25 protein-coding genes and 1 pseudogene are annotated in these 21959 nt (G+C 67.2%); 18 read left to right on the top strand and 8 right to left on the bottom strand.

Annotation, left to right across the window (positions count from 1 at the left end; all coding sequences use genetic code 11):
• The first annotated feature begins 116 nt into the window (after positions 1-116).
• Positions 117-407 carry a hypothetical protein gene (locus IJ15_RS0122025; protein WP_031940500.1) on the top strand — a complete coding sequence of 97 codons (291 nt, stop codon included), beginning with the start codon at positions 117-119 and terminating at the stop codon, positions 405-407.
• A gap of 57 nt (positions 408-464) precedes the next feature.
• On the opposite strand, the gene IJ15_RS0122020 is transcribed toward IJ15_RS0122025, so the two are convergent.
• Entirely contained in the window at positions 465-710 is a 246-nt protein-coding gene (locus tag IJ15_RS0122020) for a hypothetical protein (RefSeq protein ID WP_031940499.1), read from the bottom strand.
• Positions 711-861: 151 nt separating this feature from the next.
• Between IJ15_RS0122020 and IJ15_RS0122015 the strand changes: the two genes are divergently transcribed.
• Positions 862-1266 carry a VOC family protein gene (locus IJ15_RS0122015; RefSeq protein WP_031940498.1) on the top strand — a complete coding sequence of 135 codons (405 nt, stop codon included), beginning with the start codon at positions 862-864 and terminating at the stop codon, positions 1264-1266.
• Between the two features lie 3 nt (positions 1267-1269).
• On the opposite strand, the gene IJ15_RS0122010 is transcribed toward IJ15_RS0122015, so the two are convergent.
• Entirely contained in the window at positions 1270-2259 is a 990-nt protein-coding gene (locus IJ15_RS0122010) for a sigma-70 family RNA polymerase sigma factor (protein WP_031940497.1), read from the bottom strand.
• Between the two features lie 192 nt (positions 2260-2451).
• On the opposite strand from IJ15_RS0122010, the gene shbA reads away from it, so the two are divergent.
• A complete protein-coding gene (gene shbA / locus IJ15_RS0122005) occupies positions 2452-3057 on the top strand; it encodes an RNA polymerase sigma factor ShbA (RefSeq protein ID WP_031940496.1) in 606 nt (201 codons plus the stop codon).
• A 4-nt stretch (positions 3058-3061) separates the two neighbouring features.
• On the opposite strand, the gene IJ15_RS0122000 is transcribed toward shbA, so the two are convergent.
• Positions 3062-3682, bottom strand: coding sequence for an FHA domain-containing protein (locus tag IJ15_RS0122000; protein ID WP_031940495.1), 621 nt, complete (start codon positions 3680-3682; stop codon positions 3062-3064).
• A 92-nt stretch (positions 3683-3774) separates the two neighbouring features.
• Between IJ15_RS0122000 and IJ15_RS0121995 the strand changes: the two genes are divergently transcribed.
• The 4 genes from IJ15_RS0121995 to IJ15_RS0121980 all read left to right on the top strand — a co-directional run bounded on the left by IJ15_RS0121995 (position 3775) and on the right by IJ15_RS0121980 (position 7329).
• Positions 3775-4611: an alpha/beta hydrolase gene (locus tag IJ15_RS0121995; RefSeq protein ID WP_031940494.1), complete on the top strand. Its 837-nt coding sequence runs from the start codon at positions 3775-3777 to the stop codon at positions 4609-4611.
• Positions 4612-4625: 14 nt separating this feature from the next.
• Positions 4626-5603 (top strand): alpha/beta fold hydrolase, encoded by a 978-nt coding sequence (locus IJ15_RS0121990; protein ID WP_031940493.1) that lies wholly within the window; start codon positions 4626-4628, stop codon positions 5601-5603.
• A 100-nt stretch (positions 5604-5703) separates the two neighbouring features.
• Complete coding sequence (locus IJ15_RS0121985; protein ID WP_031940492.1) at positions 5704-6048, top strand: YciI family protein; 345 nt, start codon at positions 5704-5706, stop codon at positions 6046-6048.
• 6 nt (positions 6049-6054) lie between these two features.
• The gene (locus IJ15_RS0121980) at positions 6055-7329 is read left to right on the top strand and encodes an RNA polymerase sigma factor (RefSeq protein WP_031940491.1); all 1275 of its coding nucleotides are present in this window, start codon (positions 6055-6057) and stop codon (positions 7327-7329) included.
• Here IJ15_RS0121980 and IJ15_RS0121975 read toward each other — a convergent pair.
• A complete protein-coding gene (locus tag IJ15_RS0121975) occupies positions 7317-8225 on the bottom strand; it encodes a LysR substrate-binding domain-containing protein (protein ID WP_031940490.1) in 909 nt (302 codons plus the stop codon). The genes IJ15_RS0121980 and IJ15_RS0121975 overlap by 13 nt on opposite strands.
• Here IJ15_RS0121975 and dapA point away from each other — a divergent pair.
• Positions 8215-9189, top strand: a complete 975-nt coding sequence (dapA, locus tag IJ15_RS0121970; RefSeq protein WP_231569630.1) for a 4-hydroxy-tetrahydrodipicolinate synthase — start codon at positions 8215-8217, stop codon at positions 9187-9189. The genes IJ15_RS0121975 and dapA overlap by 11 nt on opposite strands.
• Before the next feature lie 25 nt (positions 9190-9214).
• Here dapA and IJ15_RS27010 read toward each other — a convergent pair.
• Positions 9215-9625 (bottom strand): annotated as a pseudogene (locus tag IJ15_RS27010) (HNH endonuclease signature motif containing protein); the annotation flags it as partial.
• A 1071-nt stretch (positions 9626-10696) separates the two neighbouring features.
• On the opposite strand from IJ15_RS27010, the gene IJ15_RS0121960 reads away from it, so the two are divergent.
• Complete coding sequence (locus tag IJ15_RS0121960; RefSeq protein ID WP_031940488.1) at positions 10697-11143, top strand: hypothetical protein; 447 nt, start codon at positions 10697-10699, stop codon at positions 11141-11143.
• Between the two features lie 921 nt (positions 11144-12064).
• On the opposite strand, the gene IJ15_RS26790 is transcribed toward IJ15_RS0121960, so the two are convergent.
• A complete protein-coding gene (locus IJ15_RS26790; RefSeq protein ID WP_231569629.1) occupies positions 12065-12202 on the bottom strand; it encodes a hypothetical protein in 138 nt (45 codons plus the stop codon).
• Between the two features lie 158 nt (positions 12203-12360).
• On the opposite strand from IJ15_RS26790, the gene IJ15_RS0121940 reads away from it, so the two are divergent.
• Entirely contained in the window at positions 12361-13563 is a 1203-nt protein-coding gene (locus tag IJ15_RS0121940) for a PucR family transcriptional regulator (protein WP_031940487.1), read from the top strand.
• Here IJ15_RS0121940 and IJ15_RS0121935 read toward each other — a convergent pair.
• Both IJ15_RS0121935 and IJ15_RS0121930 read right to left on the bottom strand, forming a co-directional pair.
• Entirely contained in the window at positions 13560-13952 is a 393-nt protein-coding gene (locus IJ15_RS0121935) for a DUF5313 family protein (protein WP_031940486.1), read from the bottom strand. The two genes, IJ15_RS0121940 and IJ15_RS0121935, sit on opposite strands and share 4 nt — an antisense overlap.
• 35 nt (positions 13953-13987) lie before the next feature.
• Positions 13988-14470 (bottom strand): MarR family winged helix-turn-helix transcriptional regulator, encoded by a 483-nt coding sequence (locus IJ15_RS0121930; protein WP_031940485.1) that lies wholly within the window; start codon positions 14468-14470, stop codon positions 13988-13990.
• A 158-nt stretch (positions 14471-14628) separates the two neighbouring features.
• Between IJ15_RS0121930 and IJ15_RS0121925 the strand changes: the two genes are divergently transcribed.
• The 8 genes from IJ15_RS0121925 (at position 14629) to IJ15_RS0121890 (ending at position 21863) form a co-directional block, all read left to right on the top strand.
• On the top strand, positions 14629-15873 hold the full coding sequence (locus tag IJ15_RS0121925; protein ID WP_031940484.1) for an acyl-CoA dehydrogenase family protein: 1245 nt from the start codon (positions 14629-14631) through the stop codon (positions 15871-15873).
• Positions 15874-16589: 716 nt separating this feature from the next.
• Positions 16590-18017, top strand: coding sequence for an aromatic ring-hydroxylating oxygenase subunit alpha (locus tag IJ15_RS0121920; RefSeq protein ID WP_051919460.1), 1428 nt, complete (start codon positions 16590-16592; stop codon positions 18015-18017).
• 2 nt (positions 18018-18019) lie between these two features.
• On the top strand, positions 18020-18607 hold the full coding sequence (locus tag IJ15_RS0121915) for a 3-phenylpropionate/cinnamic acid dioxygenase subunit beta (protein WP_031940482.1): 588 nt from the start codon (positions 18020-18022) through the stop codon (positions 18605-18607).
• Complete coding sequence (locus IJ15_RS0121910) at positions 18604-18915, top strand: hypothetical protein (protein WP_031940481.1); 312 nt, start codon at positions 18604-18606, stop codon at positions 18913-18915. The genes IJ15_RS0121915 and IJ15_RS0121910 overlap by 4 nt, the downstream gene beginning before the upstream one ends.
• Positions 18912-19694 (top strand): 3-(cis-5,6-dihydroxycyclohexa-1,3-dien-1-yl)propanoate dehydrogenase, encoded by a 783-nt coding sequence (gene hcaB / locus IJ15_RS0121905; protein WP_031940480.1) that lies wholly within the window; start codon positions 18912-18914, stop codon positions 19692-19694. Before IJ15_RS0121910 ends, hcaB begins: the two co-directional genes overlap by 4 nt.
• 41 nt (positions 19695-19735) lie before the next feature.
• The gene (locus IJ15_RS26505; protein WP_031940479.1) at positions 19736-19933 is read left to right on the top strand and encodes a ferredoxin; all 198 of its coding nucleotides are present in this window, start codon (positions 19736-19738) and stop codon (positions 19931-19933) included.
• Positions 19930-21132 (top strand): NAD(P)/FAD-dependent oxidoreductase, encoded by a 1203-nt coding sequence (locus IJ15_RS0121895; protein ID WP_031940478.1) that lies wholly within the window; start codon positions 19930-19932, stop codon positions 21130-21132. The genes IJ15_RS26505 and IJ15_RS0121895 overlap by 4 nt, the downstream gene beginning before the upstream one ends.
• Positions 21129-21863 (top strand): class II aldolase/adducin family protein, encoded by a 735-nt coding sequence (locus IJ15_RS0121890; protein ID WP_031940477.1) that lies wholly within the window; start codon positions 21129-21131, stop codon positions 21861-21863. The genes IJ15_RS0121895 and IJ15_RS0121890 overlap by 4 nt, the downstream gene beginning before the upstream one ends.
• Positions 21864-21959: the final 96 nt, after the last annotated feature.

Below are 21959 nucleotides of genomic sequence, written 5' to 3'. Positions count from 1 at the left end.
ACACCTCGGGTGGGTAGCCGAACCGTCGGTATTCGTGCGACGCGGTCCTGCGCGGGGGACAATCACGATGAGTGCAGTACGAGAGCGCAAACGGAACATCGGACCGGGAGGCTTTTGTGAACTACTTCGACGACGACCCGCAGAGATCCACCGGCAGGGTGCGCGAACACCCAGGCGAAGCGATCGAGGATTCCCGCAACTGGCCCGGATACGCCCTGGTCGGGATCGCGATCGTGACGCTCGGTATGGCGTTGGTGGCGGCAGGCTACGGATTCCAGGGCTGGGCATGGATCGCCGGGACGATCTGCGCGCTGAGCCTGGTGATCGGGCCGATGCTGGTCCTTCGTGAGCACCGGCGCATCAGGAGGCTCGACGATCTGGGCTTGCCGGACGGCCTCGGGTACTGAACCGCGGCCGCCGGCCAGGGCGCCTGACCTGCGGTGCGGACCTGCGTGCTGCGGCCGTCAGGTCGGCTGCTTCTGTGCCCAGTCCGTCGCGATCTCCGGGTAGCCCGCGGCGATCTGGTCCACCCGTTCCGGGTTCGCCGACTCCAGTTCGGCGCGGTGCCGCTGCGCCTCGGCGAGCGATCCGGTGAAGCCGTTCGCGGTGGGCACCGGCGAAGGTTCGTCCGCGGTCGGGGCGTGGAGTTCCAGCGTGTGGATGATGCCGTCGAGTCGGTTTGCCACGAAGTGGCGCTTGTCCTCACTCATGAATCCATGACACCACCGCGACGCGGATGTGCATACCCCCTTCCCGGCCGGACCGGCGCGCGCGATGAGTTTTCTGCGTGGCCCCGGTCTGTCCCGGTGTGAGCATCTCGCAGGCTCGCACCCCAACATCACCTCGAGTCAGGAGACCCCGATGTCCCGATTGATCTTCGTAAACCTGCCGGTCGCGAACATCGCCGCCACCAGGAAATTCTTCGGGGACCTCGGCTTCGAGTTCAACGAGCAGTTCAGCGACGAGAACACCGCATGCATGGCGATCAACGAGTCCGCGTGGATCATGCTCCTGCAGGAGAACCGCTTCCGCGACTTCATCGCCGACGACATCTGCGACACCACGAAGAGTCGCGAGGTCCTCACGTGCATCTCGGCTGACAGCCGCGCCGGAGTGGACGCACTGGTCGACGCCGCCATCGCGGCCGGTGGAACGAAGTGGATGGACCCGCAGGACCACGGATTCATGTACGGGCGTTCCTTCCGCGACCTCGACAACCACGTCTGGGAGGTCATGTGGATGGATCCGACTGCGGCCGGGCAGTAGTCGTCAGAGTCGGGCGGGCAGGCCGAATCTGTCGAACAGTTCGGTGTCGAAGAAGCACGTGACGTGCGCGACCCCGCGCTCGGTGACGTCCAGGACATGCAGTTGGAACGGCCGGTGGATGCCGTCCGCGCCGCGCATGTACAGGCCGAGCGCGGGCTGCCCGTTCGCCGCCGTCGGGAGCAGGCGCATGTCGCCGGCGCCCTGGGCGGGGCACTTCTCCTTGATGAGACGCGCGATGTCGACGCCGCCGACGTACCACCCGACGAACGGCGGCATCTCCCACACCGCGTCGCGGGTGAACATCTCGACCAGCCCGTCGATGTCGTACCGCTCGAATCCGTCGACGTACCGGCGCAACAGTTCACGGGCCTCGTCGGACTCGGGTTCGACGAGCGTGTCCGGCGTGGGTGTCGCCTCGGACAGTTGTGCGCGGGCCCGCTGCAGCATGCTGTTCACCGCGGCCGTCGAGGTGCCCAGGACGTCGGCCACCTCGGCGGCCTTCCACTGCAGCACATCCCGTAACACCAGCACTGCGCGCTGACGGGCCGACAGATGCTGCAGCGCCGCGACGAACGCCAGGCGCACCGATTCGCGTCGCGCCGCGACGGTCGCGGGGTCGTCGGCGCCCCAGCCCGATTCGCCCCACACCATCGAATCCGGAATCGGCTCGAGCCACGGCACCTCGCCGCGTTCGATCAGGTCGTCGGCGGGGTCGGAACTGGGTGCGCCGAGACCGGTCGGCAGTGGACGTCGCGCCCGGCCCTCGAGCGCCGTCAGACACGTGTTGGTCGCGATCCGGTGCAGCCACGTACGGATCGACGACCGGCCGTCGAAGTTGCCGTATCCGCGCCATGCCCGCACGAGCGTCTCCTGCAGCAGATCCTCGGCATCGTGGATCGACCCCATCATCCGGTAACAGTGCGACAGTAGTTCGCGCCGGTAAGGATCTGCGGCAGCGAGGAATTGGTCGTCGACACTCTGTTCAACGGGCATGTCCCGAACCCTAGCGGCGGTCCCCGACAAGCGGAACGACCGACGAGCGCGGGTGCGCGACCCGCACCCGAGGGTGCCTATGGGTTCGGCCGCGACACGCCGAGGATCGAAGGTACGGAGCGGTCGACCGTACCGCCGGTGAGGGAGAACGACATGTACGGGATCGTCGGCAACACGACGCGAATCGGTGAGATGACGGCGGCGCGCGCCCGCGCGGTCCTGGACGACCGGGTGCCGAGCGCCGTCGAAGGCGACGACGAGGCGCGTTCGGAAGTGCTCGCCGTGGTCTACCCGCTGGTGCGCCGCTACTGCTACGCCAGGTTGGGCCGCGGGGCGCTGCGCGAGGTGGCCGAGGACGTCGCGCACGAGGTCTGCGTCGCCGTGCTGACGGCGTTGCCGCGGTACCGGGAGCAGGGCGCGTCGTTCCTGACCTACGTGTATGCGATCGCCGGGCACAAAGTGGTGGACGCCCGACGCGCTGCCGGGCGGGCCTGCGACCCGCTCGGCGACGCCACCGACCCCGTCTGCCCGGACGCCGGCCCCGAGGAGCGGGCGATCGCCTCCGAGCGCGGCGCCCAGGCCCGCGCGCTGGTCGACTCGCTGCCGGCGCGGTACCGCGAGGTCGTGGTGATGCGCGTGATGTGGGGGATGTCGGCGGCGGAGACCGCGGCGGCCCTCGGCACCACGGCGGGGGCGGTCCGGATCGCGCAGCACCGCGCGCTCGGCCGCCTCCGGGCGCAGTCGACGCGGGTCGCGGAGTCCGTGGAGTCGGTGGAGTCGGTGGAGTCCGTGGCCTGAGCCGTCACAGATCGTGCTCGGTGATCACGCCGCTGTGCAGGGCCTTCTCGACCAGTCGGAGCCGCTTCTGGTTCTGCGGGAGCTTCTCGACGCCGAACTTCGCGAACAGTGCCCGCAGGTGCGTCTTGACCGCGTCCACGCTGAGGAACACCTCGTCGGCGATCTGCTGGTTCGATGCCGGGTTCGCGAACGCCGCGTTGTGCTTGTACGGCCGGCACAGGGCGATCAGGATGGATCGTTGCGTCGGTGTCAGGGAACGGACGGTCGGGATGTCCGCGGCGATGCGCGTCTGCTCACCACCCTGACCGGACAGATCGCGGAACACGAACGCCGAGTTGCCGATCCGGATGCTGTCACCGTTGCGCAGGCGTCGCCGACCCGAGATGCGCTCACCGTTGACGAAGGTGCCGTTGCGGGACAGGCCGTCGTCGACGATCGTCCAATCGGTGCCGATCCATTCGATCGTCGCGTGCAGCCGCGACACCTCGGGATCCGACACCAGCGGCACGTCCGCCTCGGATGAGCGGCCCACCGTCACCCGCGGGGTGTCCACGGACAACGTCAACTCGCGCGGACACCCGGCCTGGTCGGTGTACCGCAGGCACGGTGCGTCGAGTGCACTCATCGCCACTCCTCGGGGACGTTTTCATCGTGCCCGCCCGAACCGGTGGCTGACAAGCGCCCCACATCGGCGTCGGCCGACCTACACTCGCAATCGTGCAGCACACAGAGTCGGAATTCGTCGGGGTGCACGGCACCCGCATCGTGTACGACGTCTGGCGACCGGACGGTCCGCCGACGGCAATCCTCCTGCTCGCGCACGGTCTCGGTGAGCACGCGCGCCGGTACGACCACGTCATCGCGCGCCTCACCGCGCTGGGCCTGGCGGTGTACGCCCCCGACCATCGTGGTCACGGCCGCTCGGGTGGCAAGCGGATCGAGCTGCGCGACTGGTCGGAGTTCACCGATGATCTGCACCAGTTGTCCGCCATCGCGATCACCGAGAACCCCGGCCTCGACCGGTTCCTGTTGGGGCACAGCATGGGCGGCGCGATCGCGTTGTCCTACGCGCTGGACCACCAGGACGAGCTGGCCGGCCTGATCCTGTCGGCGCCGGCCGTCGACGTCACCACCGGCAAACCCAAGATCGTGATCGAGATCGGCAAGCTCCTCGGCCGGTTCGCGCCGGGGATCCCCGTCGAGACCCTCGACGCGAAGGCGGTCTCCCGGGACCCCGCCGTGGTCGCGGCGTACGAGTCCGACCCGCTGGTCCATCACGGAAAGGTCAAGGCCGGCATCGCGCGCGGGATGATCACCGCGGCCGAGAGCTTCCCGGCACGGCTACCGTCCCTGACTCTCCCCGTTCTGGTTCTCCACGGCACCGAGGACCACCTCGCCGACATTTCCGGCAGTCGGATGATCGCCTCGCGCGCCGGATCGAAGGATCTGACGTTCAAGACGTACGACGGTCTGTTCCACGAGGTGTTCAACGAACCCGAGCAGGAGAAGGTGCTCGACGACCTCGTGGATTGGCTCCGCCCACGCCTGAAGTGACGTAATCTTCCGGAATGGCCGATCCTGCAACGACACTCACGCACCGGACGGTACGCGTCGGGGACATCGACATGCACATCGCCGAGCAGGGCGAAGGCGATCCGATCGTGCTGTGTCACGGCTTCCCCGGGCTCTGGTACAGCTGGCGACACCAACTGTCGGCGTTGTCGGCGGCCGGATACCGGGTGATCGCCCCCGACATGCGCGGCTACGGCGGCACCGACGTGCCGTCGGATCCCCGCGACTACGACCGTCGGCACACCGTCGACGACATGGTGGGCCTGCTCGACGCGCTCGGTATCGAGCAGGCGGTGTTCGCCGGCCACGACTTCGGTGCGCAGCTGGTGTGGGACCTGCCCGCGTGGGCCCCGGGCAGGGTCCGTGCCCTGATGCAGCTGAGTGTCCCGCGGATGCCGCGGTCGCCCGTCCGGCCCACCGACGGCTTCCGGTATCTCGCATCACAGCACTTCGTCCACCTGCACTACTTCCAGGAGTACGGCCCGGCCGACAGGGAACTCGGCGAGCATCCGCGCGAGTTCCTGTCCAAGATCTTCCATGCGCTCAGCGGTGCCAACCGCTACCTCGACTGCTGGGATTTCCCGTCCGAGGGCAACGGCTACCTCGACGTCCTGCCCGAGCCGCCGGCGTTGCCGTGGTCGTGGCTGAGTCGGGACGAGTTCGACTACTACGTCGACGAGTTCGCGCGCACCGGTTTCACGGGCGGCCTCAACTGGTACCGCGCCGACGACTACGTGTGGGAGCAGAACGAGGAACTGCACGGGCGTCCGATCACCGTCCCGACCACGTTCATCGCCGGATCGAAGGACCCCGTGCTGGAGATGATGGGGGCGAATCCGTTCGAGACGATGGCCTCGATGGTGCCGGGCCTGCGCTCGACGCACATGATCCCGGATGCCGGGCACTTCGTGCAGATGGAGGCGGCCGAGGAGGTCAACGCCGCGATGCTCGAGTTCCTGCGCGGGCTCGACTGACGGCGCGAAAGAAAGTTCACCGGCGCTGTCCTTTCGGGGCCTCCTCGTTCGTCGTCATGGTGTACCGCAACAACGAGCACCTCCCGAGGAGGAACCGATCATGAAGTACCTGCTGCTGATCAACGCCGAATCCGCCGACGCCACGAGTGGCTGCACCCCCGCGGACTGGATGGTCTACGACAAGGAGGTCAAGGACGCCGGGATCTTCGTCTCGGGGGAGTCGCTGGCCGACCTCGTCACCGCGACCGGCATCCAGGTGGCAGAGGACGGCACCCGCACGATCACCACCGACGGGCCGTTCGCCGAGACCCGTGAGGTGCTCGGCGGCTTCTACGTCATCGACGTCCCCGACCTGGACGTCGCGCTCGACTGGGCTGCCCGCTGCCCGGGATCGCGCGGCGGCGGGCGAATCGTGGTTCGCCCCATCGCCGACTTCGGCAACTGATCACCGATGTGCCCGGAGAGCAGCGGTCGCGCGACCGACCCGGAGACGTCCGTCGAGGCGGTCTTCCGGGAGGAACGCGGCCGACTGCTCGCCGCCCTGGTGAGCCGGTTCGGTGACCTGGACCTGGCCGAGGAGGTGACGTCGGAGGCGATCGAGTCGGCGCTGCGGCACTGGCCGGCGGACGGGGTGCCGTCCAAGCCCGGTGCCTGGCTGCTCACGACGGCCCGGCGCCGGGCCGTCGACCGACTGCGCCGGGACAGGGCGCTCGCGGAGAGGATCGCGGTGCTGCAGGTGGAGGCGGACCGCGCCGACCCCGCCCCGCCCGCGGATGTCGGCGGTGAGTTGCCCGACGAGCGCCTGCAACTGTTCTTCACGTGCGCGCACCCGGCGTTGCCTGCCGAGGATCGGACGGCCCTGACGCTGCGCTGCCTGGCGGGCCTCACCACACCCGAGGTGGCCCGGGCCTTCCTCGTGCCGACCGCGACGATGGCGAAGCGAATCACACGGGCCAAGAAGAGGATCCAGACGAACCGCATACCCTTCCGGGTGCCGGCAGCCGACGAGCTGGCGGAGCGCCTGCCGGGTGTCCTGCAGGTGCTGTACTCGATCTTCACCGAAGGCTACGCCGCGAGCGCGGGACCGCAGTTGCAGCGCGTCGACGTAGCCGAGGAAGCGCTCCGTCTGACCCGCGTCCTGCATCGTCTGCTGCCCGACGAACGTGAGGTGTCGGGACTGCTGGCGCTGATGTTGCTCGTCCACGCCCGCCGCGGGGCCCGAACGGGACGGGGCGGCGAGATGGTGCTGCTGGAGGATCAGGACCGCACCGCCTGGGATCGCCCGATGATCGAGGAGGGCAGCGCGCTGGTGCTGGTCGCGCTCACCGGCGGCCCGCCCGGCCCGTACGGAATCCAGGCGGCGATCGCCGCATTGCACGACGAGGCCGTAGACGCCGCGAGCACCGACTGGCCGCAGATCGTGGCCCTGTACGACGTGCTGCTCCGGCTGGTGCCGTCGCCGGTCGTCGCGATGAATCGCGCGGTAGCGGTCGCGTTGCGGGACGGTCCCGCCGCGGGCCTCGCGCTCCTCGACGCGCTGGCCGACGACCCCCGCCTGCGCGACCACCATCCCTACGCGGCCGCCCGGGCCGAACTGCTGCTCCGGCTCGGCCGCCGGCAGGAAGCCGCCGATGCCTACCGGCGAGCCTTGGACATGGCCGGGACCGAACCCGAGCGTGAACACCTCCGGCATCGACTCGCGGAGGCCGAGGATCACTCGTCATGAGGCTCGGTGTGGAAGCGCCTGGCCGCACGATGAAGCTCGGCACTCACCGCAGCGAATGCCGGCTGGAACCGGCTGCCCTCGCGGTAGGCGATCCGGGTGTGCCGGCCTATGGGGAGGGCGGTGAGCACCACCCCCGGCGGCACGTCGGTGGCTCCGAGCCGAGGAACGAGTGCAACCCCGGCCCCCGCCGCGACGAGCAATAGGACCGCTGTGAAGTCGTCGACGCGATGAGCGACATGAGGTTCGAAGCCCTGGGACTGGCACGTGCGAATGGTCATCGTGTGGCAGAGGGTTCCGGGGTTGGCCACGATCCATCGGCTTTCGGAATGGCTGCGGATCGCTGCCGTGTCGCTCGTCGTGGAGGTGCTCGGCGACGCGAGATACACGACCTCGTCGAGCAGCGGTTCGAGTTCGATGCCCGAGCCCATGGCGGACGGGACGTTGTCGTACTCGTGTACCAGGGCGACATCCAATCGGCCACCGCGGAGCAGATCCGGCACATCGGCAGGATCGACCTCGATCACTGACAGGTCCAGGTTGCCCTCGGCTCGGCCGATTTCGAGTAGCGCCGGTAGGACCAGGGTCTGCAGCGCGGTGGTGAACGTGCCCAGGCGGACCGAGCCCGTCGGTCCCTGTGCCCGTGCCGAAAGTGCGGCCTCGGCCCGTTCCAGATCGGCCAGAACCACCTCGGTGTGCTCGACGAGCAGAGCCCCGGCCGGAGTGAGGGTCACGCGACGGCCCGTGCGGGTGAGCAGGGACCGGCCGGCCTCGCGTTCGAGCGCCGTAAGCTGCTGCGACACAGCCGAGGGCGTGTACGACAGTGCCTGCGCCACGGCCGCAATGGTGCCGCGGTGGGCGAGTTCACGAAGAAGCCTGAGCTTGCGGATGTCGAGCATCAGTTCAGCTTATGTTTTGTATCAGAAATGTGAACTGTTTCTTCAGGTCGCGGCGACTGAGACTGATTCAATGAACTTTCATCCGTCAGGAATCTTCGTTCCCCTCATTACGCCATTCACCGACACTGATGAAGTGGCCACCGCAGATCTGGAACGCCTCGCACATGAGGTGATCGACGAGGGTGCGTCCGGAATCGTCGCGTTGGGAACGACCGGTGAACCTTCCTCGCTCACACCGGACGAGCGGCGCGAGGTGCTGGAGATCTGCGGCCAGGTGTCCCGTGAACGGGGAGTGCCACTTCTCGTCGGGGCCGGAACTAACGACACGGCGGGAACGATGCGCGCCATCGAGGAGGTCCACGGACTGGTCGATGCGGTGGGCGTTCTGGCGGCTGTGCCGTACTACACGCGCCCGTCCGAGGCCGGTGTGGTGGCGCACTTCGAGCACGTCGCCGATCGCAGTCCGCTCCCGTTGGTCTTGTACAACGTGCCGTATCGGACAGGTCAGTCTCTGGGCTGGGAGTCGATCGTGCGTCTGTCGCGGCATCCCCGGATCGTCGGAATCAAGCAGGCTGTGGGAACTGTGGATACCGACACTGCGCACTTGTTCGCAGAATGCGCGGATTCGTTCGCGATTCTGGCCGGTGAAGACACATTGGTCTCGCCGATGCTTGCGATGGGGGCGCCGGGTGCGGTTCTGGCGTCGGCGAACGTGTGCACACGTGTGTTTGTCGAGCTTCTCCACTTGTGGCGCAGTGGGATTCCGGTAGAGGCACGCGCTTTGGCGAACCGACTGGTGGCGCCTGCGGAGGCGCTCATGTCTGCGCCCAATCCGACTGTCATCAAGGCAGTTCTGCACGCGCAGGGGCGGATCTCGACAGCGAACGCTCGTCTGCCGCTGTTGACGGTCTGCGAGTCATCGACGATTGCTGATGTGTTTCAGCAACTTCCCCTTCGGGCGTAGTGATCCGCCGTCTCTCAGGCCGCGCGGGGCTCGCCCGCCCGTGGGCGCGGATGGGTCTTCTGTAGGGGTCGACCGGAGTGGGTGGGGTGAACCACGGGTGGGCGGTCGGTGCCGATTTCGACTTGCCAGTGGGAGTGGTGCAGCAACCTGTGCGGCACTCCGTCGTCAATCACGATCGGGTGAGGTGACAGTCGCAGGCGAGGCGTCGTGCGGTGGCGATCGACAGTGGCCCTACCCACGGCATCGTCGCAACGTCTTTGTTGCCGAGCAGGTCCGGAGTGGGGTCACTGCACTCGTCATTCGTCTCGTTCAGCGCGAGATCGTCGGCGTTCACGTGCGGGGAGAGGTGGGGTCGTTCTCCGCCCTCGATGGGTGCGACCCCCGATCGAAACAGAGGTAGAACATGCCTGATAACACGACAGCGGGCCGGCAATCGAATCATGCTGGCCCGCTGTGCCGTTTCAGTTGACCGGCACGCCGAGTAACGAAAGGGCGTAGGCGAGCGGGGCCCATGGTCCGTAGAAAGCCCAAGCTGTTGCACTCATATCAATTCACCTCCCGCCAGGGGCGGCGTCTGCCGAGGTCACACGGGATCACGGCCCAGATCGTGCGCCGCTACGCCCACGGCGACGGGAGTCCCCACATCCAGCCACTAGGGATCATGTGCAACCTCCGGGGTGTGCCGTCTGTTCCGACCCTGTCAGGTCAGGCTAGTCCCCGGATGCAGCCGAACGGAAGGTCCGAATAATTGGCCGAGCCGCCCGAATTCGTCACCGAATCCGGGAGTCGGGACCAGTTCAAGAACCACCAAAAAGGCCCTTTTTCGGCACGATCTTGTTGCGTTGCGATTTTGGGCAAGACCACAGATGGGGCCCAAAAGTACAGGTCAGCACGATTTTCTGAAGCAGAGAGGGGAAGGGGGGAGTGGGTCGCCTTGCCGGTTGGCCGATTTACGGGAGGATGCCGCCCCCGGCCCCTATCGGGATTGGAGTGTGGAATGCGTTGCATTGCATAAACCAATTGCGTTGGTAATTGTGGGCGTGTTCGGATCCGCTGCCGCGAGCGCACCTGATCGGGGGGGGGGTACTGGGCAGTGTTGCATTCGCAACACTCATCGAAAATTTCTTTGCGAACAAACATCTTTGAGAGCAGCAGAGCTGAAAGCGTTTGCTGCACAACAATCATCTGTTGTGAGTGTGTTGTGCATTGCATGGCATGCACTAGGTGGTCTCGTGCGTCGAAGCGAGTGTGCTCATTTCGGGCGCGGGGACCTTTTAGTGCTCTGACCAGGTAATATGACACGTCCCATCGAGTATTGGCGGAACCCGCGCTGAGGGGCGATCGCGCGGGCCGGACAACTGCTACCTCGGATCGGAGGTGCTCGACGATGGACAACTGGTTTCTGTTTTGGCCAGTCCCTCCTGAGTGGCAACAGTGGCTTACACAGCACGCCCCATGCTGGTTGGGCGGATACTGCCCCTGAAGCGAATCCGATTGGGAGGTCACCATGCTCGATTTCGTGCGCCGATCGGTCGCCTGTGCTGCGGTCGTGGCCGGTTCGGTTCTGGTGCCGGCGGCCGCCGCCTCCGCTGCGGTCACTGTTCCGTTCCAGATCAACCCGGCGTCGTTCGGAAACCCGAACGGCAGCTTCGACGCTCCCCGGGTCCGCTGTGAGGCCCTGGTCGGCGAGCCGCCTGGGACGGTGACGATCACCGGCTCGACGGAAGACGGTCGTGCAGTGACTGGCGAGCCTGGGGCTGGTCACTGCCAAATCCTGGGCGACGTGCACTGGCTGAACCTGTCGAGCGGAGCTGCAGGCTCCGCCCGGATGTCAGTCGCCCAGTACGGCTACCCGGCGGCAATCCTGCCGACCGGGACCGGGCGGGTCATTGTGACCGTGCTACCCGCACCAGGCACGACCACGCCGGGTTTCGCGACCGTCGACGTTCCGTAGGCGATGGTCCCGCCGGTCAGGGACGGCCCGGCGGGAGATTGCCGCTAGGTATCGAAGGGGATGATCGTGCTCAACCTGCAGTTGTGGTGGTGGACGATGGATTGGCCCCCGGTGCGGCGGGAAGGGCTACGCGGGATCACGCCGTGCCAGCTATGGGGTCTCGCGACGTGTTCGTACGACTCGCCCGTCTAGCCCGAGGCGATAGGCAGGTGGAATCCGGTGGACTCGTATGAGATTTGGTTCGGTCCTCTCGCTCCCATGGTGTACGTCGTGGTGGACTTCTTCGCAGGGCTGGGCATCTTCGGGGGTCGGTGACGGTGGATACGTGGATCTGGTTCGTCCCGTTCCTATCCGTGGACACGCGCCTGTGATCGACATCGTCCCCGTGCCGCCCTGGCTCTATGACGCGCTGTACCAGCTCTGGCTGTGGGGCATCCCGCCACGCTGAGGAGGTGATCGAAATGGGAGGTGATTGGCCGTGGTTCGTGTGGCTGATGCCGGCGCCGTTCTTCAGTGAGTGGGATTGGCAGTGGGCCACCGAAAACGCGCCTTGCTGGCTGACGGCCACTTGCCGGTAGAGAGAGGTGCCGACATGGGTGACACCTTCTGGTTCCTGCCCTTGCCGTTCGAAACGCTGCGGTGGCTGGCTGTGACCTATCCGTGCCTGGTCGACTTCCGACTGGCTTGTGGGTGATCACGATGTTCCACTGAAGAATGGCTCGGCCCGACGGAACCGGACCGGGCTCCGTTAGTGACGGCGAACGCGGAGAGAAGCGTCCAGGGAGCTCATGAGCTGCGCCACGCGGCCCTTGCCACGCGGCGCGATGGGATACCGGCCAAGTACATCCGTCAACGTAGGTGTGGCGCGTTGCCGAGCCTGCTCGATCAGCTCGTTCCCGACGTCGGGATCGTCGCCAGCGTTCAACTCACCGATGCGCGCTGCACTTGCAGCAGCGCGCAGGATGTGACCGACCTGGTGGGAGCGCTTTCCGTCACGTAGCGCGCGACGGCTCGAAGCTCCTCGATGGTCAGCTCGAAGTCGCCGGACACAGTCGTCATGACCCGAGCGTCCCACCGAGCCGGCCGACGATGGCAGGTTTCAGAGGTATGGCTGGATGAGCTGGCGTCGCGCTTCGCTGTCAATCGACAGCGTTCGTCTTGGTCGTCCCCGCTCGATTGAGTCCCGAACCGCCGGATCGGCGGCGTATGGTTCGGGCATGCCGTCCGAGGACGAGCCGACCCGACATGCGCCCGATGCCGCGGTGATCGCGATCCTGGACAGATTGGACGCCAGGTTCGATGGCCACGCGCAGGGCGGCACGCGGGTGGCGTACGCGTCGAAGTATCCGGAATTGTTGCAGCACAGCACCCGCCGGTTCTTCGCGCTGGCATCTCAGGCAATTCGCGAGAACCGGGTGTTCACGGCGGCCGAGCTGCGACCGGTCCGGGAGGGCGCGGTGCAGGCGGCGGCGGATGGGGTGTCGTTGTCCGCGGTGCTGCACAACTGGCACCGCTTCGGCCGGATCCTGTTCGACGAGTGTCGGGTGGCTGCGGCGGGGGAGCGGGCGTCGGCTCTGGTCGACATCGCGGTCGCGGTGCTGCGACTGCAGGAGGTCGTCACGCGCGCTGTCGTCGAGGCCTACGAGGGTGAGCGGGTCGCGCTGGAGGGGGACGAGCAGCCGTCGAAGGAGTTGCTGGCGCGCCTGCTGCTCGCCGGGCAGGACGCCGATCCCGCCGCCCGCTGGTGCGGAATCGAATTGGCGGACGAGTACTCGGTCCTCGCGATCAGACACGGCGACTTGCCGTCGGATCCGTCCGGGCGATGGTCCGATCAGGCACGCACCCGGCGCGTGATCGACGGCTGGGGGCTGCCACCGATCCTCGGGATCCTCGAGGTGGACTGCGCGACGCTACTGGTACCGCGCAAGGCCGACGCGGATGCCGACTGGTACCGGTCGGCCGTGGATCTGGCTGCGGCAGTGTCGAATACTGCCCCTGCCCCGGTGGTGGCAGCGGTGACCGAGCCCTGTGCGCGTGGGGAGCTGAAGGGTCCGGGGGGACTGGCCCTCGAACTTCTCGAGTTGGCGACGCGCATGGGAAGTGGACCCGGCGTGTACCAGTTGAAGGACCTGGCGTTGCCGTTCCAACTGTCCCGGCCCACTGCCGGACAGCAGTATCTGGTGGACCGGTTGCTGCCGCTCGATCCGTATCCCGAACTGTTGGAGACCCTCGACGCCTACCTCCATCACGATCTCGATCGGGGTCGGACCGCGCATGCCCTCGCGGTGCACCCCAACACGGTCCACAACCGGTTGGGGCGGATCCGGGAGCTTGCCGGCGTCGATCCCAGCTGCTACGAGGGCATCATGCTGCTGGGCTCGGCTCTCGACGCCCGGCGTGCACGGGGTGGGGGCTCCTAGAGGCTGTGCGGGTAGGCCTTCTCGTATGCGGCCTTCTCGGCATTGTCACGGGCGACCTTCTTCGGATTCTCGAGGCTCGGGTCCAGGCCGTGCTTCTCGAGCCGACGGCGTCGGTTTTGTTCCATGTAGGCCGCGGAGAAGAACAGTGCCAGGAACACGCCGAGCAACACCATCGAGCCGCGCAGCCACACCGGGCCGGGGAACAGGAAGAACGCCGCGAAGATGGGAATGAACGGCACCATGCTGCGCACCATGTGACGTGGCACGGCCCAGTCTCCGATGAGGTCGTTGCGGACCCAGTCCTGCATCGAGTCGGGGAGCTTGCGGCCGCACGCGTAGGCGACCCACTGGAACGGATTGGGCCTCTTGGCCTTCGAGCGGGGGGACATGTCCTTGGTTCCTGTACCTGTCTGGAGGGGGCGGTTCACTCGTGCAGCGCGCCGGCCTGCAGGGCGGCGGTGTTGACGCGGGTGAGGACGGAGTGGAGTTCTTCGAGTTCGGCGAGGCTGACGCCCAGTCGCTGGACCACCGCACCGGGAATCCGCTCGGCCCGCTCGCGCAAGGCCTTGCCCGCGTCGGTGAGTTCGACGATGAGTTGTCGTTCGTCGGCGGCGCTGCGGGTGCGGGTGATCAATCCGCTCGACTCGAGTCGCTTCAACAGCGGCGACAGTGTCGGTGAGTCGAGTTGCAGCGCCTGCCCGATCTCCTTGACGGACATCGGTGCACTGCCCCACAGCGCGAGCATCACGAGGTACTGCGGGTGCGTCAGGCCCATGGGCTCGAGGAGGGGGCGGTAGACGGCGAGAACCGCACGGTTGGCGACCGCGAGCGCGAAGCACACCTGGCGGTCCAGGGCCAGCGGGTCTGCGTCACCCCAGTCGATGTCCTGTTCGAGGGTCGTCGTCATGGAATGAATAATACACGATTAAGTCGTGCACTAACTAAATCCCGGACCGGGAGCGGCGGCTCGACCGATGAGAACCTGTTCTATATTCGGGTGTGACGGCCGCCACGGGCGGCCCCATCTGCTGCCCGGCTCTTCGAAACGCACCGACTGGAGTTCACATGTACGAGTGGTCCGATACCGATCTGATGTTCCGCGACGCCCTGCGTGGCTTCATCGACAAGGAGATCAAGCCGCACGTCGACAAGCTCGAGAGCGGTGAACTGCCCCCGTTCGAGATCATCCGCAAGATGTACGCGACCTTCGGCATGGACGAGATGGCACGGGAGTCGCTGGAGAAGGCCTTCGCGAAGGCGGACGCCGAGGAGCGTGGTGAGACCCTCCCCGAGTCCGGCGAGAAGGGCGGCGGCTTCAGCGGCGCCGGCAGCATGGGCGTCATCCTCAACAGCGAACTCGCGGGAGTGAGCCTGGGCCTGGTCGCCTCGATGGGCGTCAGCCTCGGTCTCACGGTCGGCACGCTGCGCAGCCGCGGCACCCTCGCGCAGAAGAAGCGCTGGCTGCCCGAGCTTGTCACGATGGAGAAGGTGGGCGCCTGGGCGATCACCGAGCCCGACTCCGGCTCCGACGCGTTCGGTGGCATGAAGTCCTACGTCCGCCGTGACGGGGAGGACTACATCCTCAACGGCCAGAAGACCTTCATCACCAACGGCCCCTACGCCGACGTCACGATCGTCTACGCCAAGCTGGACGACGGCGACGCCTCCGTCGACCGCCGCGACCGCAAGGTCCTCGGCTTCGTGCTCGACAAGGGCATGGAAGGTTTCACGCAGAGTGCGCCGTTCAAGAAGATGGGCATGAACTCCTCGCCCACCGGCGAACTGTTCTTCGACAACGTCCGCATCAGCAAGGACCGTCTGCTCGGCGAGACCGAGAACCCCGCCAAGGGCGACGGCAAGGAGAGCGCGAAGGAGTCGTTCGCAGCCGAGCGCATCGGCATCGCGTCGCTCGCCCTCGGCATCATCAACGAGTGCCACCGCCTGTGCATCGACTACGCCAAGACGCGCAAGCTGTGGGGCAAGGAGATCGCACAGTTCCAGCTCATCCAGCTCAAGCTGGCCGAAATGGAGGTCGCTCGAATCAACGTACAGAACATGGTGTTCAACGCAATCGAGCGCACCGCCGCAGGCGACAAGGTCACGCTCGCCGAGGCGTCGGCGATGAAGCTGTACTCCTCGCGCGCAGCGACCGAGGTCGCGATGGAGGCCGTCCAGCTGTTCGGTGGCAACGGCTACATGGCCGAGTACAAGGTGGAGCAGCTGGCCCGTGACGCCAAGTCGCTCATGATCTACGCCGGCTCCAACGAGATCCAGGTGACCCACATCGCGAAGGGCCTGCTGGCCAAGTGATCCCGTCCCTGGTCCGCGTGGGGGCGCGGACCGGGCCGGCGTCGTGAGTCGCCGTGGGCTTCGGCGCCGGTAACCCGCCGAGGTAGTCGACGTCGGGAGATTGATCGATTCGTTGGGTCGGCAACCTGCAGGCGTCCGCCCCCGGCGCGCCGCTGTGCCCTGCGGTACGTCGAATCCGGCCGCGCGGACGGAGGCGTCCGTCGCCGCGCGGTGCACCCTGCGCCACGGTGAGGTTCTTCGGCAAAAATTCTGGCCCGCAATCTATGTGGCCATTGCGGTGGAGTCCCTGGTGTGCCGGCGACGGCCCTCGATCGCTCCACTACTTCCGATGGCGGGTATGCGGTTCCCTCCGTTCTCGCACGTGCTGATGCTCGGGATCGAACCGTCCTGGGCGCGCGTTGTGGATGACGTCGAGCAAGCGTGGAACGCTGCCGCCATCCCCTCCCATCCCCGCCCATCCCTGCCTGCGGCCTGTCATTGACGGCTTCGGTCATGGCGCGCATCGAACACTGTTCCGATGCTGTCCTCCTTCTCGGTGAGGCCCCTCGCGTGATCGGCACGTCCGGGATGTCGCCGCCGTGCGGGGCTCGCAAGCTGCTCCGCATTGCGTGGATTCCGGGGCTCGCCGCTGGGAAGTGGTTGACTCAGCCGAGACCAGCATGCAGAATCTATTTCTGTAATACAGAAACATTGAACTCCTTTCGAAGTGAGGTCCCATGCGCGACGCGGCCGACGTCCTCGCCAACGTCCGGCGGGGCATGCTCCCCGCACACATCTACAACGACGCCGAGGTCTTCGAGGCGGAGAAGGAGCGCCTGTTCAGCCGGGCGTGGATGTTCGTCGCCCACGAGTCGGAGCTGCCGCAGGTCGGCGACTACGTCGTGCGCCGGGTCATGGACAACTCGTTCATCGTCAGCCGTGACCAGTCCGGCGAGATCCACGCGATGTTCAACATGTGCCTGCACCGCGGCATGCAGGTGTGCCGCGCCGAGCAGGGCAACGCCTCGCACTTCCGCTGCCCGTACCACGGCTGGTCCTACAAGAACGACGGCCGCATCGTCGGCATGCCGTTCCACAAGGAGGCCTACGGCGGCGAGGAGGGCTTCGCGCGCAAGGGCCAGCGGCTGCTGCCCGCCCCTAACCTGGGCATCTACAACGGCCTGATCTTCGTGTCCATGGACGCGGACGCCGAGCCGCTCGAGGACTTCCTCGGCGACTTCAAGTTCTACCTCGACTACTACACCAAGCAGAGCGCCAGCGGCGTCGAGGTCCGCGGACCGCAGCGCTGGCGGGTCAAGGCCAACTGGAAGATCGGCGCCGAGAACTTCGCCGGCGACATGTACCACACGCCCCAGACCCACACGAGCGTCGTGGAGATCGGCCTGTTCCGTGAGCCGAAGGCCGAGAAGCGCAAGGACGGCAACACGTACTGGGCCGGCAAGGGCGGCGGTACCACGTACAAGCTGCCCCCGGGCACCTTCGAAGAGAAGATGAACTACGTCGGCTACCCCGACGAGATGGTCGAGCGGATGAAGGGGCAGTGGTCCCAGGAGCAGATCGACGTCATCGGACGCGACGGCTTCATGATCTCGGCTGCCTCGGTCTTCCCGAACATCAGCCTGGTCCACAACTGGCCGAAGGTCGCCGAGGGCGACGACGTCCTGCCCTTCATCTCGATCCGCCAGTGGCAGCCGATCAGCGCCGACGAGACCGAGGTCCTGTCCTGGTTCGTCGTCGACAAGGAGGCCCCGGAGGAGTTCAAGAAGCTCTCCTACAAGGCCTACCTGATGTGCTTCGGCAGCAGTGGCATGTTCGAGCAGGACGACGTCGAGAACTGGGTCTCGCTGACCAACACAGCCGGTGGATCGATGGCCCGCCGACTGCTGCTCAATGGTCGTATGGGCATGCTGCACGACGACAGCCCGGTGGTGCAGCCCCTGACCGAGGACGAGTTCTGCGGTCCGGGCGTCGCGCACGTCGGTTACGGCGAATACAACCAGCGGCACCTGCTCAACGAGTGGGCCGACTACCTCGAGAAGCCGGCGCCCGTGCCGGCCAACATTCACGTCGGTGCGCCGCAGGTCGACGGCGAGTGCAGCAGCGAGACGGCGGCACAGTGCAGCAGCGAGAAGGCGGAGGCGTAGCCATGAGCACCTACATCCCCATCGATTCCGCCAGCTCCCCGCTGGGCCAGGCTGCGTCGACGACGACGGCCGTGGGTGCCTCGCTGGCGTTCGACGACCAGCGGCACCTGACGGCGCATCGCTGGCTGGTGGAAGAGTCCTACCTCCTGGACCAGCAGGACTACGACGCCTGGCTGGACACCCTCGCCGAGGACATCCACTACTTCATGCCGATCCGCGTCACCACCGCGCTGGGCACCGGCTATGACACGGCCAAGGACATGGCGCACTTCGACGAGGACAAGTACTCGCTGAGCCGCCGTGTCGCGCGCTTCGACACCGGCCACGCCTGGGCTGAGGACCCCCCCTCGCGCCTGCGCCACCACCTGTCCAATGTCCGCACCTTCGCGACCGAGAACGAGAACGAGCTCGTCGTGGAGTCGGCCGTCCTGCTGTTCCGCAGCCGCGGCGACGTGCTGGAGCCCTCGCTGCTCTCGGTCGGGCGCGTCGACCTGCTGCGTCTCGAGGACGGCGCCTGGCGGCTCGCCCGCCGGCACATCGCCGCCGACGAGTCGGTGCTGCGCATGCAGAACCTGGCGGTGTTCCTGTGAAGCTCTCCTGGGAGGGTGAGGCGGAGGACGCCGCGGCGGCGGCCCGGGCCAACTCGCGGCTCGGTGTCCTGCAGGACCAGCGCGACGGCGAGACCATCGTCATCGCGAACGAGTTCTCGGACATGCGGATCTCGAAGGTGCACACCCGCAACGGCGCGCGGCTGCTCATCGAGTCGCCGAAGTCCGGTCAGTGGATCACCCTGGACGCGCTCGAGCTGGAGGCCCTGACCTGGCAGAACGAGACGACGCTCTCGGCCATGGTCGGCAAGCCGTTCCAGTCGCTCATCGCCACCGAGGACGCCTCGTGACCGGCTGGCTCGACGGCAAGCGCGCACTGATCGTCGGGGCCGGATCGGGCATCGGGCGTGGCGTGGTCGACGCCTTCCTCGCGGAGGGGGCCAGCGTCGGTGTGCTCGAACTGGACGCGGCCAAGTGCGAGGCCCTCGCGGCCGAGCACCCCGAGGTCGAGGTCGTGCAGGGCGACGCCACCAAGGCGGCGGCCAACAACGCCGCGGTGTCGGCGGTCGTGGACCGATTCGGCGGGCTGGACGTCCTGGTCAACTGCGTGGGCATCTTCGACTTCTACCGCAAGCTCGAGAGCATCGACGCCGACATGCTGGACCAGGCGTTCGACGAGATGTTCGCCGTCAACGTCAAGTCTCACCTGCACAGCGTGAAGGCGGCGATACCCGCGCTGCGCGAGTCGGGCGGCTCCATCGTGCTCACCGAGTCGACCTCGGCCTACTACCCGGGCCGCGGCGGCACGCTCTATGTCTCGTCGAAGTTCGCGGTGCGCGGGCTGGTCACCACCCTCGCGTACGAGCTGGCGCCGGACATCCGCGTCAACGGCGTCGCCCCCGGCGGCACCCTGGGCACCGACCTGAGCGGGCTTGCGACGCTGGGCCTGACGGAAAACCGGCTCGACGGCCCGGACCGGGCGAAGGAACTCGCGGGCCGCAACCCGCTGGGCGTCGCGCTCGACGGCCTCGACCACGCCTGGAGCTACGTATTCCTCGCCTCCGAACGGTCGCGCGGCATCTCCGGCCGCGTCGTCCACTCGGACGGCGGTATGGGCATCAAAGTCTGAACGCCGTGGTCCGCGCGACCTACTGAAGGAAGGATCCCAAAATGGCAATTCTCAAGGCGAACCTCGAACTGTGCCAGGGCTACGCGAACTGCGTGGTCGCGGCGGACGACGTCTACGACATGGACGACGACGGCCTCGTGGTGCTGCTCAAGACCCGCGTGGACGAGTCCGACCGCCAGCGGGTCGAGACCGCGGCGAAGAGCTGCCCGGCCAACGCCCTCTGGCTGGAGGACGAGTGAGCGGCGGGGTTCTCATCGTCGGCGGCTCGGTCGGCGGTATCCGCACGGCCCGGGCGCTGCGCAATGAGGGCTACGCCGGCAAGGTGACGGTGGTCGAGGCCGAGTCGCATCTGCCGTACGACAAGCCGCCGCTGTCCAAGGCCCCGCTCGACGGCGACGCACACGTTCCACTGCTCACCGCGGAGGAGGCGCGCGAGCTCGACATCGAGCTCGTATTGGGCAGGGCCGCAGTCGAGTTGCGTCCGCAGGACAGGCAGGTCGTGCTGGGCGACGGGGTTGTTCTCGACTACGAGGAGCTGGTCATCGCGACCGGCGCGGCCGCCCGGCCGGCGCCGTGGTCGGTCCCCGGCGTGCACGTGCTGCGCACCATCGCGGACGCCCGCGCGCTGCGGGAGAGCCTGCTGGGCGCGAGTCACCTGCTGGTCGTCGGCGCGGGTTTCATCGGCGCGGAGGTCGCCTCCCTCGCCCGCAAACAGGGCATCGAGGTCACGATCGTCGACCCGGCGCCCACCCCCATGGCGCGAGTGATGGGAGATGAGCTGGGACAGCGCTTCTCAGAGTTGCACCGTGCGCACGGGGTGGACGCGCGCTTCGGTGCCACCGTCGACACCCTCGAGCATGTGGAGGGCGGCATCAGGGCCGAACTCTCCGACGGGGCGAGCCTTCTCGTGGACGCCGTCGTCGTCGGTATCGGCGCGGTACTGAACACGCGCTGGCTGGAGTCCTCGGGCCTGGCGCTCGAGGACGGCGTGGAGTGCGACGAGTTCGGCCGAGTGGCCGGCGCCGAGCACATCTTCGCCGTCGGCGACATCGCCCGTTGGTACCAACCGCGACAGGGGAAGGCGTCCCGCGTCGAGCACTGGACCAACGCGGTGGAGCAGGCGAACTGTGTGGCGCACAACATCTTCGCACCCGATGCCCCCGTCCCGCACGACCCGGTGGCCTACGTCTGGAGCGACCAGTACGACTGGAAGATCCAGCTGTTCGGCACCCGCGACATCACGGGCACCCCGGTCGTCGTGGAGCAGGCGGAGCCCTTCCGGCTTGCCGCGATCTGGCAGGACGCGGACGGGCGGGCCAGCGGCGGGTTGACCGTGAACTGGCCTAAGGCCTCGGTCCAGCTGCGGCGCACCATCGCGGCCGGCGGCCCGGCCGACCAGGTCCACGCGCAGATCGCCGGCACGGCGGTGCAGGCATGAGGCCCGGGGAACTGGACGAGCTCCGGGAGCTGGTCGCCGAGGGCTGCCGCGTGCTCGCCGCCCGGCAGCTGGCCCCGGGGATCCTGGGGCACATCAGCTTCCGGATCGACGAGTCGCGGATGCTGATCCGCTGTCGGGGCCCACGGGAGCGCGGGCTGCTACACACCACCCCGGAGGACATCCGCCTGGTGGGGTTCACCGGTGAGCCGGGTGCTGCCGGCGAACTGGACGGCGGCTACACCGTGCCGTACGAGTTGCCGCTGCACAGCCGGATCCTCATGCGCCGTCCGGATGTCATCTCTGTGGTTCACGCGCACCCGCACAATGTCGTGGCCGCCGATCTCGCAGGGCTGCCCATCCTGCCCATCGTCGGGGCCTACGACATCCCGGGAGCGGTGCTGGCACACGGGGGAGTGCCCGTATTCCCCAGGGCCGCTTTGATTCACAACCCTGCCCTGGGCGACGATGTGGCCGATTCCCTGGGCGATCGGCCGGTGGTGCTCATGCGCGGCCATGGCCTCACGTCCACCGGCGCGTCGGTGCAGGAGGCGGTGCTTCGCGCTATCTCTGTCGACGTGATCGCCTCGCTGTCGTTGTCCATCGTCTCGGCGGGCGGCACGCTGGTGCCGATCGGTGCCGAGGATCTGGCGGACCTGCCGAACCTGGGTGCTGGTCTCAACATCGGCGCCGCTTGGCGCCACGAGGTGTCCCGGCTCGGCACGCAACCTTGAGGACATTGCGGGGACGCATCCTGCAACTTGGCTCGATTCACGACGCGAGGCTGTCCGATGGCATACGCAGACAGCAGTGCAGATTCCGACTTCCAA

This window comes from Prescottella defluvii, from assembly GCF_000738775.1.
Taxonomy (GTDB): domain Bacteria; phylum Actinomycetota; class Actinomycetes; order Mycobacteriales; family Mycobacteriaceae; genus Prescottella; species Prescottella defluvii.
This window is presented reverse-complemented; position numbering and strand designations above follow the sequence as displayed.